The 14641-nt window shown below is 63.8% G+C and carries 18 protein-coding genes and 1 pseudogene; 3 read left to right on the plus strand and 16 right to left on the minus strand.

The features are described 5' to 3' along the window. The first annotated feature begins 26 nt into the window (after positions 1-26). The 3 genes from CAL12_RS27595 (at position 27) to CAL12_RS27605 (ending at position 2861) form a co-directional block, all read left to right on the plus strand. Positions 27-413: a Rid family hydrolase gene (locus tag CAL12_RS27595; RefSeq protein ID WP_086067525.1), complete on the plus strand. Its 387-nt coding sequence runs from the start codon at positions 27-29 to the stop codon at positions 411-413. A gap of 3 nt (positions 414-416) precedes the next feature. After that, positions 417-1217, plus strand: coding sequence for an alpha/beta fold hydrolase (locus CAL12_RS27600; protein WP_086067526.1), 801 nt, complete (start codon positions 417-419; stop codon positions 1215-1217). 216 nt (positions 1218-1433) lie between these two features. Continuing rightward, complete coding sequence (locus CAL12_RS27605; RefSeq protein ID WP_086067527.1) at positions 1434-2861, plus strand: NAD-dependent succinate-semialdehyde dehydrogenase; 1428 nt, start codon at positions 1434-1436, stop codon at positions 2859-2861. A gap of 86 nt (positions 2862-2947) precedes the next feature. Here the strand turns inward: CAL12_RS27605 and rpsQ are convergent, their stop codons facing one another. From rpsQ to CAL12_RS27685, 16 genes and pseudogenes are all read right to left on the minus strand, one after another. Further along, positions 2948-3229, minus strand: coding sequence for a 30S ribosomal protein S17 (gene rpsQ / locus CAL12_RS27610; protein ID WP_066357377.1), 282 nt, complete (start codon positions 3227-3229; stop codon positions 2948-2950). A gap of 2 nt (positions 3230-3231) precedes the next feature. Then, complete coding sequence (gene rpmC, locus CAL12_RS27615) at positions 3232-3423, minus strand: 50S ribosomal protein L29 (RefSeq protein ID WP_086067528.1); 192 nt, start codon at positions 3421-3423, stop codon at positions 3232-3234. A gap of 10 nt (positions 3424-3433) precedes the next feature. Further along, complete coding sequence (gene rplP / locus CAL12_RS27620; RefSeq protein WP_066357379.1) at positions 3434-3850, minus strand: 50S ribosomal protein L16; 417 nt, start codon at positions 3848-3850, stop codon at positions 3434-3436. Then, positions 3819-4647: pseudogene (rpsC, locus tag CAL12_RS27625) on the minus strand (30S ribosomal protein S3). The gene rplP and the pseudogene rpsC overlap by 32 nt, the downstream one beginning before the upstream one ends. 9 nt (positions 4648-4656) lie before the next feature. Further along, positions 4657-4986, minus strand: coding sequence for a 50S ribosomal protein L22 (gene rplV / locus CAL12_RS27630; RefSeq protein WP_086067529.1), 330 nt, complete (start codon positions 4984-4986; stop codon positions 4657-4659). Positions 4987-4989: 3 nt separating this feature from the next. Further along, positions 4990-5265 carry a 30S ribosomal protein S19 gene (gene rpsS / locus CAL12_RS27635; RefSeq protein WP_086067530.1) on the minus strand — a complete coding sequence of 92 codons (276 nt, stop codon included), beginning with the start codon at positions 5263-5265 and terminating at the stop codon, positions 4990-4992. A 12-nt stretch (positions 5266-5277) separates the two neighbouring features. After that, complete coding sequence (gene rplB / locus CAL12_RS27640; RefSeq protein ID WP_086067531.1) at positions 5278-6105, minus strand: 50S ribosomal protein L2; 828 nt, start codon at positions 6103-6105, stop codon at positions 5278-5280. Next, positions 6106-6402, minus strand: coding sequence for a 50S ribosomal protein L23 (gene rplW, locus CAL12_RS27645; protein WP_066641800.1), 297 nt, complete (start codon positions 6400-6402; stop codon positions 6106-6108). Continuing rightward, positions 6399-7016, minus strand: coding sequence for a 50S ribosomal protein L4 (rplD, locus tag CAL12_RS27650; RefSeq protein ID WP_086067532.1), 618 nt, complete (start codon positions 7014-7016; stop codon positions 6399-6401). The genes rplW and rplD overlap by 4 nt, the downstream gene beginning before the upstream one ends. A gap of 5 nt (positions 7017-7021) precedes the next feature. Next, the gene (gene rplC, locus CAL12_RS27655; RefSeq protein ID WP_179283491.1) at positions 7022-7711 is read right to left on the minus strand and encodes a 50S ribosomal protein L3; all 690 of its coding nucleotides are present in this window, start codon (positions 7709-7711) and stop codon (positions 7022-7024) included. A 321-nt stretch (positions 7712-8032) separates the two neighbouring features. Continuing rightward, a complete protein-coding gene (rpsJ, locus tag CAL12_RS27660; protein ID WP_066357409.1) occupies positions 8033-8344 on the minus strand; it encodes a 30S ribosomal protein S10 in 312 nt (103 codons plus the stop codon). Between the two features lie 62 nt (positions 8345-8406). Continuing rightward, entirely contained in the window at positions 8407-9597 is a 1191-nt protein-coding gene (gene tuf, locus CAL12_RS27665; RefSeq protein WP_086067534.1) for an elongation factor Tu, read from the minus strand. Between the two features lie 78 nt (positions 9598-9675). Then, the gene (gene fusA, locus CAL12_RS27670) at positions 9676-11781 is read right to left on the minus strand and encodes an elongation factor G (protein WP_086067535.1); all 2106 of its coding nucleotides are present in this window, start codon (positions 11779-11781) and stop codon (positions 9676-9678) included. An 18-nt stretch (positions 11782-11799) separates the two neighbouring features. After that, on the minus strand, positions 11800-12270 hold the full coding sequence (rpsG, locus tag CAL12_RS27675; protein WP_066641805.1) for a 30S ribosomal protein S7: 471 nt from the start codon (positions 12268-12270) through the stop codon (positions 11800-11802). A gap of 187 nt (positions 12271-12457) precedes the next feature. Further along, entirely contained in the window at positions 12458-12835 is a 378-nt protein-coding gene (gene rpsL / locus CAL12_RS27680; RefSeq protein ID WP_066641807.1) for a 30S ribosomal protein S12, read from the minus strand. Between the two features lie 350 nt (positions 12836-13185). Continuing rightward, entirely contained in the window at positions 13186-14502 is a 1317-nt protein-coding gene (locus CAL12_RS27685) for a serine/threonine protein kinase (protein WP_157793148.1), read from the minus strand. Positions 14503-14641 lie beyond the last annotated feature (139 nt).

Raw genomic sequence — 14641 nt, forward strand, 5'->3', positions numbered from 1 at the left:
CAGGCCGCCCCACCAGGAGTCCATCCATGAGCGTAAAAATCATCACCCTGCCCGGTTCCCCTCCCCCGCTCGCGCCATATTCCCCGGCGACGCGCGCAGGCAACACCATCTATGTGTCCGGCATGCTCGCCATCGGCGCCAATGGCGAAACCGTAGGGGTAGGCGACGTACGGGCGCAGACGCGCCACGTGCTCGAATCCATCAAGGCGGTCCTTGCCGCGGCCGGCGCGACCATGAACGACATCGCGTTCAACCAGATCTTCGTCAAGGACCTGGCGGACTACGCCGCGGTGAACGAGGTATACGCGGCGTATTTCCCCAGCAATCCGCCCGCGCGCTACTGCATACGGGCCGACCTGGTCAGGCCGGAATTCCTGGTCGAGATCGCGTCGACCGCATACGTGGGAGACTGAGCCATGCCGCATATACAGGCGAACGGCATCTCCCACGCGTACGACCTGCACGGTCCCGCGGACGGCGCGCCCCTGGTGCTGATCGCCGGCATGGGTGGCACCGGGTCATACTGGCAGCCCCAGCTCGACGCTTTCTCGGCGGGCAGGCGTGTCCTGGTGTATGACCAACGGGGCACGGGCGGCACGGAACGCGTACCGGTGCGGGACATCCACCAGCTGGCCGACGACCTGCTTGCGCTGATGGATGGACTGGACATCGCATCGGCGGACCTGGTCGGCCACTCGACCGGCGGCGCGATTGCGCAGGTGATCGCCGCACGGCAGCCCGAGCGCGTCTCGCGCCTCGTGATCTATGCGAGCATCCACAGGGCGGACGCCTACCGTCGGCGGGTGTTCGGGCTGCGCAAGAAGATCCTGCAGGAACTGGGACCGGAGGTCTACGCGCAGGCCACGTCTCTGCTTTTCTATCCGCCTGAATACGTCGCTGAACACGACCTGGCCCTGCGTGCCGTGGAGCAACGTTCAGCCACTTCGGAGATTTCCGCGCCGGAGATCATGTTCAGCCGTATCGATTCCATCCTGGCCTTCGACTTCGCCGCCGAGCTGAAGAAGATACGCGCGCGCACGCTGGTCTGCTGCGCTGAAGACGACATGCTGACGCCCGCCTATTTCTCTCGCGAAATCGCCGCCGCGATTCCCGGCGCCCGGCTGCGCCTGAAGAACCGCGGTGGCCACGCATGGTCGCGCAGCGATGTCGCCGATTTCAACCGCATGGTCCTGGACTTCCTCGAGCTTGCGGATTGACCTTACCGGATGGGAAAAAGGGCCAGGGGCATGAGCCCTTGGCCCTTTTGCCTATTGGCCATGCAATTGCATTCAAGGAGGATAATAGGCTCCGTTCCGTCAGGCTGCGGTAGTACGCCCACTTGGGCGCGGAAACGCGGATGACGGGTATGGACCATGACGGCGTGGCGTCGACCGCGACCCGGGCGTCCCCAACTTCCAACGAGGAACCACAGCATGTACGAACAGTTGGCGTTGTATATCGATGGCGAATTCCTGTCCGGCGATGGGCGCCAGAGCCAGGACGTGACCAATCCGGCCACGCTGGAAGTGCTGGGCAAGCTGCCGCACGCCACCGAGGCTGACCTGGACCGCGCGCTGCAGGCCGCGCAACGGGCCTTCGAATCCTGGCGCCGCACCTCCCCCATGGAGCGCTCGCGCATCCTGCGCAAGGTCGCCGAACTGTCGCGCGAACGCGCCCAGGAGATCGGCCGCAACATGACCCTGGACCAGGGCAAGCCACTGGCCGAAGCAGTCCTGGAAGTCACCAGCTGCTCGGAACACTGCGAATGGCACGCCGAGGAATGCCGCCGTATCTACGGCCGCGTCATCCCGCCTCGCAATCCCGACGTCCGCCAGTTCGTGGTGCGCGAACCCATCGGCGTCTGCGCGGCCTTCACGCCGTGGAACTTCCCCTACAACCAGGCGATCCGCAAGGTTGCCGCGGCGCTGGGCGCCGGCTGCACCGTCATCCTGAAAGGTCCGGAAGATTCGCCCAGCGCGGTCATGGCCATCGCCCGCATGTTCCACGACGCCGGGCTGCCCCCTGGCTGCCTGAACATCGTGTGGGGCGAGCCACCCAAGATTTCCGAATACCTGATCCGCTCCCCCATCGTCCGCAAGATCTCGTTCACCGGTTCCGTTCCGGTGGGCAAGCACCTGGCGGCCATGGCCGGCGCGCACATGAAGCGCAGCACCATGGAATTGGGTGGCCACTCGCCGGTGCTGGTGTTCGACGATGCCGACATCGATCGCGCGGCGGAGATGCTGGCCCGCTTCAAGATCCGCAATGCCGGGCAGGTGTGCGTATCGCCCACGCGCTTCTACGTGCAGAAAGGCGCCTACGACAAGTTCCTGTCGCGTTTCACCGACGTGCTGAAGAACATCAAGGTGGGCAACGGCCTGGAGGCCGGCACGGAAATGGGCCCGCTGGCGCATGAGCGCCGCGTGCCCACCATGACGCGCTTCGTGGAGGATGCCGTCGCCAAGGGCGCCAAGGTGGTGCTCGGCGGCGCGCCGATCGAACGCGATGGCCACTTCTTCGCGCCCACCGTCATTACCGACCTGCCCGAAGACGCCATGCTGATGACGGAAGAACCGTTCGGCCCGCTGGCGCCGGTCGTGCCCTTCACCGATACGGACGAAGTCATCAAGCGCGCGAACAGCCTGCCGTTCGGGCTGTCGTCCTATGTCTTCACCAATTCGCTGAAGACCGCGACCAAGGTGTCCAACGCCTTGGAAGCCGGCATGGTGAACATCAACCACTTCGGCAGCGCCCTGGCCGAGACGCCGTTCGGCGGCATCAAGGATAGCGGCATCGGAAGCGAAGGCGGCACGGAGACCTTCGACGGCTACCTCGTGACCAAGTTCATCACGCATATCTGAGCCCAGCCGCCTGGCCGGGCCCGCCCTGGCCAGAACGCAAAAAAGCCAAGGGAGACCCTTGGCTTTTTTTCATCCGGAGCTTGCGCTCAGATGATGCGAGCGGCTTCGACCAGACGCACCACGCTCCAGGACTTGGAGCGGGAAATCGGGCGGCCTTCCGCGATTTCCACGGTGTCGCCTTCATTGATCTGGTTGGTCTCGTCGTGCGCCTTGTACTTATTGGAGCGCATGACGATCTTGCCGTAAATCGGGTGCTTCACGCGGCGTTCGACCAGCACGACAACGGTCTTGTCCATCTTGTTGGAGACGACCTTGCCGACCAGCGTACGCTTGCGCTTGGCTTGTTGGGTGTTTTGAGTTTCGCTCATGATCATTTCCCTGCCTTCTCGGTCAGCAAAGTACGCACGCGCGCGATGTCCTTGCGCACCTTGCCGAGTTGGCTGGTGTTGGCCAGTTGCTGCGTGGCCTTCTGCATACGCAGACCGAATTGGGCTCGGAGCAGGCTTTCGAGCTCTTTCTGCAGCTCGTCGGCGCCTTTCGAGCGGAGTTCTTTGGCGTTCATTTAGGACTCCTTAAGCACCGATGTGACGCGCGACGAACGTCGTCGAGATCGGCAGCTTTGCGGCGGCCAGGCGGAAAGCTTCGCGTGCGAGCTCTTCGCTGACCCCTTCCATTTCATAGAGCACCTTGCCGGGCTGGATTTCGGCGACCCAGTACTCCGGGTTGCCCTTACCGTTACCCATCCGGACTTCCGCCGGCTTCTGCGAAATCGGCTTGTCCGGGAAGATGCGGATCCAGATGCGGCCGCCACGCTTGATGTGACGGTTGATGGCACGACGAGCGGCCTCGATCTGGCGAGCGGTCAGGCGGCCGCGGCCGGTGGCCTTCAGGCCGTATTCGCCGAACGACACGTTGGTGCCGCGCGTGGCCAGCCCGGTGTTACGGCCCTTCTGCTCTTTACGATACTTTCTGCGTGAGGGTTGCAGCATGATTGTTCTCTCCTTCAGGCGCCCGGCGCGGAGTCCGCCTTGCGGGGACCGCGGCCACGACCGCCAGGACGTCCGGGACGACCGTTGTCAGGACGGTCGCCGCGCGGCGCGCGACGGGGACGACGCTCTTCTTCGGCCGGCGTCGCGGTCTCGGGGGGCAGCTCGCCATTGGCCAGCATGTCGCCCTTGTAGACCCAGACCTTGATGCCGATCACGCCATAGGTCGTGTGGGCTTCCGAAGTGCCGTAGTCGATGTTCGCCTTCAGCGTGTGCAGCGGCACACGGCCTTCGCGGTACCACTCGGTACGCGCGATTTCGATACCGTTCAGACGGCCCGAGCTCATGATCTTGATGCCCTGGGCACCCAGACGCATGGCGTTCTGCATGGCGCGCTTCATGGCACGGCGGAACATGATCCGCTTTTCCAGCTGCTGCGAGATCGAATCGGCGATCAGCTGGGCGTCGGTTTCCGGCTTGCGGATTTCCTCGATGTTGACGTGCACGGGCACGCCCATCAGACGCTGCAGATCGGCCTTCAGGCTTTCGATGTCCTCGCCGCGCTTGCCGATGACGACACCGGGACGCGCCGAGTACACCGTGATGCGGGCATTCTTGGCCGGACGTTCGATGACCACGCGACCAACCGAAGCGCTCTTCAGCTTCTTCTTCAGGTACTCGCGGACGCGAATGTCTTGAGCGAGCATGTCGCCGAAAGCCTTGTCGTCGGCGTACCAACGCGAGGACCAGTTACGGGTTACCGCGAGGCGGAACCCAGTGGGGTGAATTTTCTGACCCATCGTGACTCCTTAGGCGCCGACCTTAACCGTGATGTGGCAGGTCTGCTTCTCGATACGATTGCCGCGGCCTTTGGCGCGAGCCGAGAAGCGCTTCAGCGACTGAGCCTTGTCCACGTAGATCGTGGTTACTTTCAGCTCGTCGATGTCGGCACCGTCGTTGTGCTCTGCATTGGCGATGGCGGACTCGACAGCCTTCTTCAGGATGCCGGCAGCCTTCTTGGGGGAGAAGGTAAGGATGTTCAACGCTTGCGCGACCGACTTGCCACGGATCAAGTCCGCGACCAGACGGGTCTTCTGCGCCGAAATGTGAACACCACGGATAATGGCAGTCGTTTCCATCGCTTACCTCTTGGCCTTTTTGTCCGCCGCGTGACCCTTGAACGTACGGGTCAGCGCGAACTCGCCCAGTTTGTGACCGACCATGTTCTCGTTGATGTAGACGGGAACGTGTTGCTTGCCGTTGTGCACAGCGATCGTCAGGCCGATGAATTCCGGCAGGATCGTGGAACGGCGCGACCAGGTCTTGATCGGCTTCTTGTCTTTGACCGCGGTAGCCGTATCCACCTTCTTGATCAGGTGAGCATCGACAAACGGGCCTTTCTTGATCGAACGTGACATAGTGTTCGCCTCTTACTTGCGCTTGCGCCGTTGGACGATCATGTTGTTCGTCCGCTTGTTGCTACGGGTCTTGTAACCCTTAGCCGGAGTACCCCACGGGCTGACCGGTTCGCGGGCCTCGCCGGTACGGCCTTCGCCGCCACCGTGCGGGTGATCCACCGGGTTCATGGCGACGCCACGAACCGTCGGACGCACACCGCGCCAACGCATCGCACCGGCCTTGCCGATCTGGCGCAGGCTGTGTTCTTCATTACCGACTTCGCCGATGGTGGCGCGGCACTCGATGTGCACGCGACGCACTTCGCCGGAACGCAGGCGGACCTGGGCGTACGTACCTTCACGCGCCAGCAGCACGGCGGAAGCACCCGCCGAGCGAACCATCTGCGCACCCTTGCCGGGCAGCATCTCGACGCAGTGGATCGTCGTACCGACCGGGATGTTGCGGATCGGCAGCGTGTTGCCCGCACGGATCGGGGCTTCGATACCCGACACCAGGGTGGCGCCGACTTCCACGCCACGCGGAGCGATGATGTAGCGACGTTCGCCGTCGGCGTAGCACAGCAGTGCCAGGTGCGCCGTACGGTTGGGGTCGTATTCCAGGCGCTCGACCTTGGCGGGGATGCCGTCCTTGTCGCGACGGAAGTCGACGATACGGTAATGCTGCTTGTGACCACCGCCACGATGGCGGACGGTGATATGGCCGTTGTTGTTACGGCCCGAGCCGCGCTTCTTCTTTTCTAGCAAAGAAGCGACCGGCGCGCCCTTGTGCAGGTTCGGGCTGACGACCTTCACCATGCCACGACGGCCGGCGGAAGTCGGTTTCATTTTCACGAGGGCCATTTACTTCACCTCCGCAAAGTCGATTTCCTGGCCTTCCTTGAGCGACACATAGGCCTTGCGCTCATTGCGGCGGCGACCCATGAATCGGCCAAAGCGCTTGACTTTGCCCTTGCGATTGAGGACCTGCACGGACTCGACCTGCACCTTGAAGAGCAGTTCGACGGCAGCCTTGATTTCCGGCTTGGTGGCGGTGTCGACCACGCGGAAAGCGACTTGCTGATTTTTCTCGGCGACGAAGGTGGCCTTTTCGGTCACGATCGGAGCCAGGAGCACCTGCATCAAGCGTTCGGTGTTCATCCCAGCATCTCCTCGAGTTGAGCGATCGCGGGCTTGGTGATCAGCACTTTACGATAGTGGATCAGCGACAGCGGATCGGCATAACGCGGTTCAACCACGGCAACGTGCGGCAGGTTGCGGGTGGCGAGGTAAACATTTTCATCGACGGTGTCGGTGATGATCAGCACGGAATCCAGGCCCAGTTCCTTCAGCTTGGCCGCGGCCAGCTTGGTCTTGGGGGTATCCAGCGTGAACGTGTCGACGACGGCGATGCGGTCTTCGCGAGCCAGCTGCGACAGGATCGAGCGGATCCCGGCACGGTACATCTTCTTGTTGACCTTCTGGCTGAAGTTCTCGTCAGGCGAGTTCGGGAAAATCCGGCCGCCCCCACGCCACAGCGGCGACGAGGTCATACCGGCACGCGCGCGGCCGGTACCCTTCTGGCGCCAGGGCTTCTTGGTGGAGTGCTTGACTTCCGAACGGTCCTTCTGGGCACGGTTGCCGCTGCGGGCATTGGCCTGGAAAGCCACGACGATCTGGTGGATCAGCGCTTCGTTGTAGTCGCGACCGAAAACGGTGTCGGGCGCGCTGAACGTCGCGGCCTGACCTTGTTCATTCAGGAGCTTGAGTTCCATGGTGCTTACGCTCCCTTCTTGGCCGGGGCCTTGATGGCCGGACGCACGACGATGTCCGCGCCCTTGTGGCCCGGGACGGCGCCCTTGACCAGCAGCAGGCCGCGCTCGGCGTCGACGCGCACCACGTCCAGGTTCTGGACGGTACGGGTCGCATCGCCCAGGTGGCCGGACATGCGCTTGCCGGGGAAAATACGGCCGGGATCCTGCGCCTGGCCGATGGAGCCGGGCACGCGGTGCGAGCGCGAGTTACCGTGCGACGCGCGCTGCGAACCGAAGTGGTGGCGCTTGATCGTACCGGCGAAACCCTTACCGATGGTGGTGCCCGTCACGTCGACCTGCTGGCCGGCTTCGAACACGCTTTCCACGGCGATCACGGCACCAGCCGCGAATTCGGCGGCACGGGCGGGATCGAGGCGGAATTCCTTCAGGATGCTGCCGGCTTCAACGCCGGCTTTGGCGTAGTGGCCCGTCTGGGCCTTCGTCACGCGCGAGGCACGGCGCGTGCCGTAAGTCACCTGGACAGCGGCGTAGCCGTCGGCTTCCAGAGACTTCACCTGGGTCACACGGTTGTTCGACACGTCCAGCACGGTCACCGGAATGGATTCGCCATCCTCGGTGAAAATGCGGGTCATGCCGACCTTGCGACCCACCAGCCCGAGCCGGAACGCGGCGGGCGTGGGTGTCGAATTCGACATCGTTTTCTCCATTCCCGACTGCGATTGGTCGGGGCTAATCAGGCAAGGTAACGGCTTGCCCTACAGTTTTCGGCGGCGCCCTTGATTCCGGGGGTGGTTCCGAGAAATCGTGAACGACGCACGTATGCAACTCTGCCAAAAATGGCAAGTTTGCGAGTTTAGCAGGTTTCCAGGACGATCTGCAAGTGATCGGCCACATGCGCTGTGGCGGGACGGCAGCGGAACTGCGGCGAAACAACACCGCCGCCGAAACGAACCAGGCCGCCGATTTCCACCGGCGGCCTGGTTCGTATTACTGCTCAGCCACGGTCAAGCCCGCGACTACTCCAGCGCGATTTCGACGTCCACGCCGGCAGCCAGGTCCAGGCGCATCAGCGCGTCGACGGTCTTGTCGGTGGGATCGACGATGTCCATCAGGCGCTGATGGGTACGGATCTCGAACTGGTCGCGCGACGTCTTGTTGACGTGCGGCGAACGCAGCACGTCATAACGGCGGATGCGCGTGGGCAGCGGCACGGGACCGCGCACGACGGCGCCGGTGCGCTTGGCCGTGTCGACGATTTCAGCAGCCGACTGATCGATCAGCTTGTAATCGAACGCTTTCAGGCGGATGCGGATTTTCTGGTTTTTCATGGCGTTTCCTAAAGAACGAGAGGGGGCGGCGCTATCGGTGCCGCCCCGAGCGGCGTCGTGAGTTACTTGAGGATCTTGGCAACCACGCCGGCGCCCACGGTACGGCCGCCTTCGCGGATGGCGAAGCGCAGGCCTTCTTCCATGGCGATCGGCGCCAGCAGCGCGACCTTCATCGACACGTTGTCGCCCGGCAGGACCATTTCCTTGTCCTTGGGCAGCTCGATCGTGCCGGTCACGTCCGTCGTGCGGAAGTAGAACTGCGGACGATAGCCGTTGAAGAACGGCGTGTGACGGCCACCTTCTTCCTTGGACAGGATGTACACCTCGGCGTCGAAGTCCGTGTGCGGCGTGATCGAACCCGGCTTGGCCAGCACCTGGCCACGCTCGACGTCTTCACGCTTGGTGCCGCGCAGCAGAATACCCACGTTGTCACCGGCCTGGCCCTGGTCCAGCAGCTTGCGGAACATTTCCACGCCCGTGCAGGTCGTCTTCACCGTCGGCTTGATACCGACGATCTCGATTTCCTCGCCAACCTTCACCACGCCGCGCTCGATACGGCCAGTCACCACCGTGCCGCGACCCGAGATCGAGAACACGTCTTCCACCGGCATCAGGAACGCACCGTCCACCGCGCGCTCAGGCGTCGGGATGTACGTGTCCAGCGCTTCGGCCAGCTTCAGAATCGCCTGCTCTCCCAGCTCGCCCTTGTCGCCTTCCAGCGCCAGCTTGGCCGAACCCTTCACGATCGGCGTATCGTCGCCCGGGAAGTCGTACTTGCTCAGCAGCTCGCGAACTTCCATCTCCACCAGTTCCAGCAGCTCGGCGTCATCGACCATGTCCGCCTTGTTCAGGAACACGATGATGTACGGCACGCCCACCTGGCGGCTCAGCAGAATGTGTTCGCGCGTCTGCGGCATCGGGCCGTCAGCGGCCGACACCACCAGGATCGCGCCGTCCATCTGCGCCGCGCCCGTGATCATGTTCTTCACATAGTCAGCGTGGCCCGGGCAGTCAACGTGCGCGTAGTGACGCGACTCCGTTTCGTATTCCACGTGCGCCGTGTTGATCGTGATGCCGCGCGCCTTCTCTTCCGGCGCCGCGTCGATCTGGTCGTACGCCTTCGCTTCGCCACCGAACTTGTTCGACAGCACCGTCGTGATCGCCGCCGTCAACGTCGTTTTGCCGTGGTCCACGTGACCGATCGTACCCACGTTCACGTGCGGCTTGGTACGTTCAAACTTGCCTTTTGCCATGATCTCTTATCCTTTGAACTTTCAAGGAAACTCGTTAATTGCGGCGTCCCGGCGCGGCCGGGACGTATCGCGGATGATTTACTTGGTACGGGCTGCGATAACTTCGTCGGCCACGTTCTTCGGCGCTTCAGCGTACTGCTTGAATTCCATCGTGTACGTGGCACGGCCCTGGGTCTGCGACCGCAGGCTGGTCGAATAACCGAACATCTCGGCCAGCGGAACTTCGGCCTTGATGATCTTGCCGCCGCCGGGGATGTCGTCCATCCCTTGCACCATGCCGCGGCGGGACGACAGATCGCCCATGACCGTGCCGGCATAGTCTTCCGGGGTTTCGACTTCGACGTGCATCATCGGTTCCAGCAGCACCGGCGAGGCCTTGCGCATACCTTCCTTGAAGGCCATCGACGCGGCCATGCGGAAGGCGTTTTCGTTCGAGTCCACGTCGTGGTACGAACCGAAGAACAGCGTCGCCTTCACGTCCACGACGGGGTAGCCCGCCAGGATGCCGGACGGCAGCGAATCGACGATACCCTTTTCGACCGCGGGGATGTATTCGCGAGGAACCACACCGCCCTTGATGGCGTCGACGAACTCGAAGCCGGCGCCGCCAGGAGGCAGCGGTTCCAGCTTGATGACCACGTGGCCGTACTGGCCGCGGCCGCCGGACTGCTTGACGAACTTGCCTTCGGCTTCGTCGCAGCTCTTGCGGATGGTTTCGCGGTACGCCACCTGCGGCTTGCCGACGTTGGCTTCCACGCCGAATTCGCGCTTCATGCGGTCGACCAGAATTTCCAGGTGCAGTTCGCCCATGCCGGAAATGATGGTCTGGCCCGATTCTTCATCGGTACGCACGCGGAAGGACGGATCTTCCTGCGCCAGGCGCGACAGGGCCAGGCCCATCTTTTCCTGGTCGCTCTTGGACTTGGGTTCCACGGCCTGCGAGATCACGGGCTCGGGGAATTCCATGCGCTCCAGCAGGATGTGCGAATCGATATCGCACAGCGTTTCGCCGGTCGTGACGTCCTTCAGGCCCACCACGGCGGCGATGTCGCCGGCCAGAACTTCCTTGATTTCCTCGCGGTTGTTCGCGTGCATCTGCAGGATGCGGCCGATACGTTCCTTCTTGCCCTTGATCGGGTTGTAGACCGTATCACCGGACTTCAGCACGCCGGAATACACGCGCACGAAGGTCAGCTGACCGACGAAGGGATCGCTCATCAGCTTGAACGCCAGCGCGGAGAACTTTTCGCCGTCGTCGGCCTTGCGGTTGATCGCATTGCCTTCGTCGTCCTGGCCGTCGACCGGGGGAATGTCCACGGGCGAAGGCAGGTAGTCGATGACGGCGTCCAGCATGCGCTGCACGCCCTTGTTCTTGAAAGCGGTGCCGCACAGCATCGGCTGGATTTCGCCGGCGATGGTGCGCGAACGGATGCCCTGGTTGATTTCCTCTTCCGAGAGCTCACCCGATTCCAGGTACTTGTTCATCAGCTCTTCGTTCGATTCAGCGGCGGACTCGACCAGCTTTTCGCGCCATTCCTCGGCCGCCGATTGCAGATCGGCCGGAATGTCGACGTAATCGAACTTGGTGCCCTGGCTGGCTTCGTCCCAGACGATGGCCTTCATCTTGATCAGGTCGACCACGCCGGTGAAACCGTCTTCGGCGCCGATGGGGATCACGATGGGCACGGGATTGGCGCGCAGGCGCGTCTTCAGCTGGTCATAGACCTTGAAGAAGTTCGCACCGGTGCGGTCCATCTTGTTGACGAAGGCCAGACGCGGCACGCCGTACTTGTTGGCCTGGCGCCACACGGTTTCGGACTGAGGCTGCACACCACCCACCGCGCAATACACCATGCAGGCGCCATCGAGCACGCGCATGGAACGTTCGACTTCGATCGTGAAGTCCACGTGTCCCGGGGTGTCGATGATGTTGATGCGGTGCTCGGGATAGTTGCCGGCCATGCCACGCCAGAAAGCGGTCGTCGCGGCCGACGTGATCGTGATGCCGCGCTCCTGCTCCTGCTCCATCCAGTCCATCGTGGCAGCGCCGTCGTGGACTTCGCCAATCTTGTGATTGACGCCGGTGTAGAACAGGATGCGTTCCGTCGTGGTGGTCTTCCCTGCATCGATGTGCGCAGAGATGCCGATATTGCGATAGCGCTCGATGGGGGTTTTGCGAGCCATGTTTGATAAATCCTTTGATTACCAGCGGAAATGGCTGAAAGCCTTGTTGGCTTCGGCCATCTTGTGCGTGTCTTCGCGCTTCTTCATCGCGGCGCCGCGACCTTCCGACGCATCGAGCAGTTCGCCAGCCAGGCGCAGGTCCATCGACTTTTCACCGCGCTTCTTGGCGGCTTCGCGCAGCCAGCGCATGGCCAGGGCCAGGCGGCGCACGGGACGCACTTCAACCGGCACCTGATAGTTGGCGCCGCCGACACGGCGGCTCTTCACTTCGACGATGGGCTTGATGTTGTTGATGGCGGTGCTGAAGACTTCCAGCGGATCCTTGCCGCTCTTGCTTTGCACCTGCTCCAGGGCACCGTAGACGATGCGCTCGGCGACGGCCTTCTTGCCGTCCAGCATCACAACGTTCATGAACTTGGCGAGCTCGACGCTGCCGAACTTGGGATCGGGCAGGATCTCGCGCTTGGGGACTTCGCGACGACGGGGCATTTCTTGCTTCCTTGTGTCAGTTCAGTTGAACCACGGCGTGGGCCATGGCCACGGCCATCCAGACGGGATGACCACTTACGTGCCGCGCTAAAAACCGGGCGCGGCTGCACGGGGGCGGACGGCTCGGGCCGCCCGCGCAGGCATGTCCGGCCTGAAGCCCACGGGCCTCGGGCCGTAGCCTGATTACTTAGGCCTTCTTCGGGCGCTTGGCGCCGTACTTCGAACGGGCCTGCTTGCGATCCTTCACGCCTTGCAGGTCCAGCGAGCCGCGCACGATGTGGTAGCGCACGCCCGGCAGATCCTTCACACGGCCGCCGCGCACCAGCACGACGGAGTGTTCCTGCAGGTTGTGGCCTTCGCCGCCAATGTACGAAATCACTTCGTAGCCATTGGTCAGGCGCACCTTGGCGACCTTACGCAGCGCGGAGTTCGGCTTCTTGGGGGTGGTGGTGTACACGCGAGTGCACACGCCGCGTCGCTGAGGGCAATTCTCGAGCGCGGGGCTCTTGCTCTTAACGATGCTGACTTCGCGCGGCTTGCGCACGAGTTGGCTGATGGTAGGCATGACCTGGAAATTCCCTTTTACGTACCACTGGTAAGTACTTTCGTACTCGCCCCCTCCGCCCCGGCAGCCCGGCGGGCAGCGGTTCACAGGGGAGGCAGTTCGCGCAAAACCGCCTCAACAGTTACGTTAAAAGAGCGGGTCTTGCAGACAAATAAAGCGCACAAAACCTGGGTTGCCCCCCACAAAACCTGGGTTGCGCCCCTGAATTGCCCCCCAGCCAGGCTGGATTGGGCGGGGCCCTGGGCTTAGCCTGGGCAGGGTTTTGTACGCGGATAAATCAGTAAGCCCATGAATTTAGCGCAGTTTCGGGGCCCTGTCAAAAGCTTTCCCGGGAAAACCCCTAAGCCGAGCTACTGGAACACGTAGCGGATGGTGGCCGGCTGGCCGGGCTTCAAATCCAGCGACAGCCGGTACGGCGGCAGGTCTGCGTTACGCACTTCGACCGTGTGCCGCCCCGCCGGCAGGTTCAAGGTTTTGACGGGTGGACTGATCCCGCGCGAAACGCCGTCGACGAAGATTTCGCCCCACGGCTGGATGTCCACCTTGACGGCCACCGTCGCGGGACGCGCCGGACGCGCCGCCGGCGCGCCGGTTTCCGGTGTCGCCGGGTTGGCCGGCGGAACCACGGCCCCGGGCGCGGGCGATGCCGGAGCCGAGCCCGTCGCCAGCCCGTTCGCGGCGCCTTCCGCGGAATCGGCCGATACGGACGGCGACGGCCCTCCAGCCGGGCGAGTCGCGTCGCCGGCGCCCGCGAAGCCCAGGCCCGGCTGCGCCCCGCCTGCGCCAGGCGCGCCTTTCGCGGCGTCGGCCGGACCTTGCGCGAACGGCGATGGCGCGGGACTGCCGGAGGAAGAGCGCGACGACAGGACGACCGGACTCGCCCCGCGGCTTTCGGCCCGCTGGGCTGGTCCTTCATCGCGGTTCAACCAGGCCCACACTCCTGCGGCGACCAGGGCGCCGGCCAGGATGGCCGCCACGCCGCCCAAGCCGCGGCGGCGGCCGCTGCCCTGGCGCGCCGCGCCCGCGCCGCCGCCCAGGGGCATCGCGCCGGCGCCGCGGGCGTCCAGCGCGGCGTCTTCCTGGGTTTCGGGCACGCAGGAGATGCCCAGCATGTCGCAGAGTTCCTCGACCGACTGCGGGCGCTGGGCGGGCGCCAGCGACAAGCCCTGGTCGATCACCGCCAGGAAGGCGGCATCGTAGCCGCGCGGCGCACGTGCCGTGAGCGGCACGTACTGGTCGTTGGAGCGTCGCGCCAGCGCATGGGGCGGCTGCGTCCCGCTGACCAGCGAACACATGACGGCGCACAAGGCGTAGACGTCCGTCCATGGCCCGCAGGCATGCACGGGGTCGGGATCGAATTGCTCCACCGCCGCGAAGCACGACGCCGGCTCCATGGACCCGGGATGGTCCGGGTAGAGCGCCGGAACCATGAGATGGGCATAGCCGAATTCGTCCAGGCCGACGGTGTGGACCGAGATGGCGCCATGCACCTTGCCCTGCCGGTGCGCGGTCATGAGTTCCGGCGCGATTTCGGAAACCACGCGGCCAATCCGCTTCTGGGGCACGCCGCCGGCCGACGCGGCCGCGATGGCCGCCAGGGGTCTATAACCGAAGGGCTCCGGCGCGGGATGTTCCCCACCGGGCATAAAGGCCGGCGATACAGACATCGTTTTGACTCCGAAACCCATCCCGCATCCCCCGCGACCAGCCGAGCGCCGCGCTCGCCATCCCCTGACACCTCATCCACGCGTTCATCCGCCCGCGCTAATGCCTACGCAGGGAGGCGGCGCCGGGCGCCGAAATCAT

The sequence above is a fragment of the Bordetella genomosp. 8 genome (genome assembly GCF_002119685.1).
In the GTDB taxonomy this organism is placed as follows: Bacteria; Pseudomonadota; Gammaproteobacteria; order Burkholderiales; family Burkholderiaceae_B; genus Bordetella_C.

What these genes read in the sequence shown, in the direction of transcription:
- CAL12_RS27595 (WP_086067525.1), top strand. Translation starts at nt 27, where the DNA reads ATGAGCGTAAAAATCATCACCCTGCCCGGTTCCCCTCCCCCGCTCGCG.
- CAL12_RS27600 (WP_086067526.1), top strand. Translation starts at nt 417, where the DNA reads ATGCCGCATATACAGGCGAACGGCATCTCCCACGCGTACGACCTGCAC.
- CAL12_RS27605 (WP_086067527.1), top strand. Translation starts at nt 1,434, where the DNA reads ATGTACGAACAGTTGGCGTTGTATATCGATGGCGAATTCCTGTCCGGC.
- rpsQ (WP_066357377.1), bottom strand. Translation starts at nt 3,229, where the DNA reads ATGAGCGAAACTCAAAACACCCAACAAGCCAAGCGCAAGCGTACGCTG.
- rpmC (WP_086067528.1), bottom strand. Translation starts at nt 3,423, where the DNA reads ATGAACGCCAAAGAACTCCGCTCGAAAGGCGCCGACGAGCTGCAGAAA.
- rplP (WP_066357379.1), bottom strand. Translation starts at nt 3,850, where the DNA reads ATGCTGCAACCCTCACGCAGAAAGTATCGTAAAGAGCAGAAGGGCCGT.
- rplV (WP_086067529.1), bottom strand. Translation starts at nt 4,986, where the DNA reads ATGGAAACGACTGCCATTATCCGTGGTGTTCACATTTCGGCGCAGAAG.
- rpsS (WP_086067530.1), bottom strand. Translation starts at nt 5,265, where the DNA reads ATGTCACGTTCGATCAAGAAAGGCCCGTTTGTCGATGCTCACCTGATC.
- rplB (WP_086067531.1), bottom strand. Translation starts at nt 6,105, where the DNA reads ATGGCCCTCGTGAAAATGAAACCGACTTCCGCCGGCCGTCGTGGCATG.
- rplW (WP_066641800.1), bottom strand. Translation starts at nt 6,402, where the DNA reads ATGAACACCGAACGCTTGATGCAGGTGCTCCTGGCTCCGATCGTGACC.
- rplD (WP_086067532.1), bottom strand. Translation starts at nt 7,016, where the DNA reads ATGGAACTCAAGCTCCTGAATGAACAAGGTCAGGCCGCGACGTTCAGC.
- rplC (WP_179283491.1), bottom strand. Translation starts at nt 7,711, where the DNA reads ATGTCGAATTCGACACCCACGCCCGCCGCGTTCCGGCTCGGGCTGGTG.
- rpsJ (WP_066357409.1), bottom strand. Translation starts at nt 8,344, where the DNA reads ATGAAAAACCAGAAAATCCGCATCCGCCTGAAAGCGTTCGATTACAAG.
- tuf (WP_086067534.1), bottom strand. Translation starts at nt 9,597, where the DNA reads ATGGCAAAAGGCAAGTTTGAACGTACCAAGCCGCACGTGAACGTGGGT.
- fusA (WP_086067535.1), bottom strand. Translation starts at nt 11,781, where the DNA reads ATGGCTCGCAAAACCCCCATCGAGCGCTATCGCAATATCGGCATCTCT.
- rpsG (WP_066641805.1), bottom strand. Translation starts at nt 12,270, where the DNA reads ATGCCCCGTCGTCGCGAAGTCCCCAAGCGCGAGATCCTGCCCGATCCC.
- rpsL (WP_066641807.1), bottom strand. Translation starts at nt 12,835, where the DNA reads ATGCCTACCATCAGCCAACTCGTGCGCAAGCCGCGCGAAGTCAGCATC.
- CAL12_RS27685 (WP_157793148.1), bottom strand. Translation starts at nt 14,502, where the DNA reads ATGTCTGTATCGCCGGCCTTTATGCCCGGTGGGGAACATCCCGCGCCG.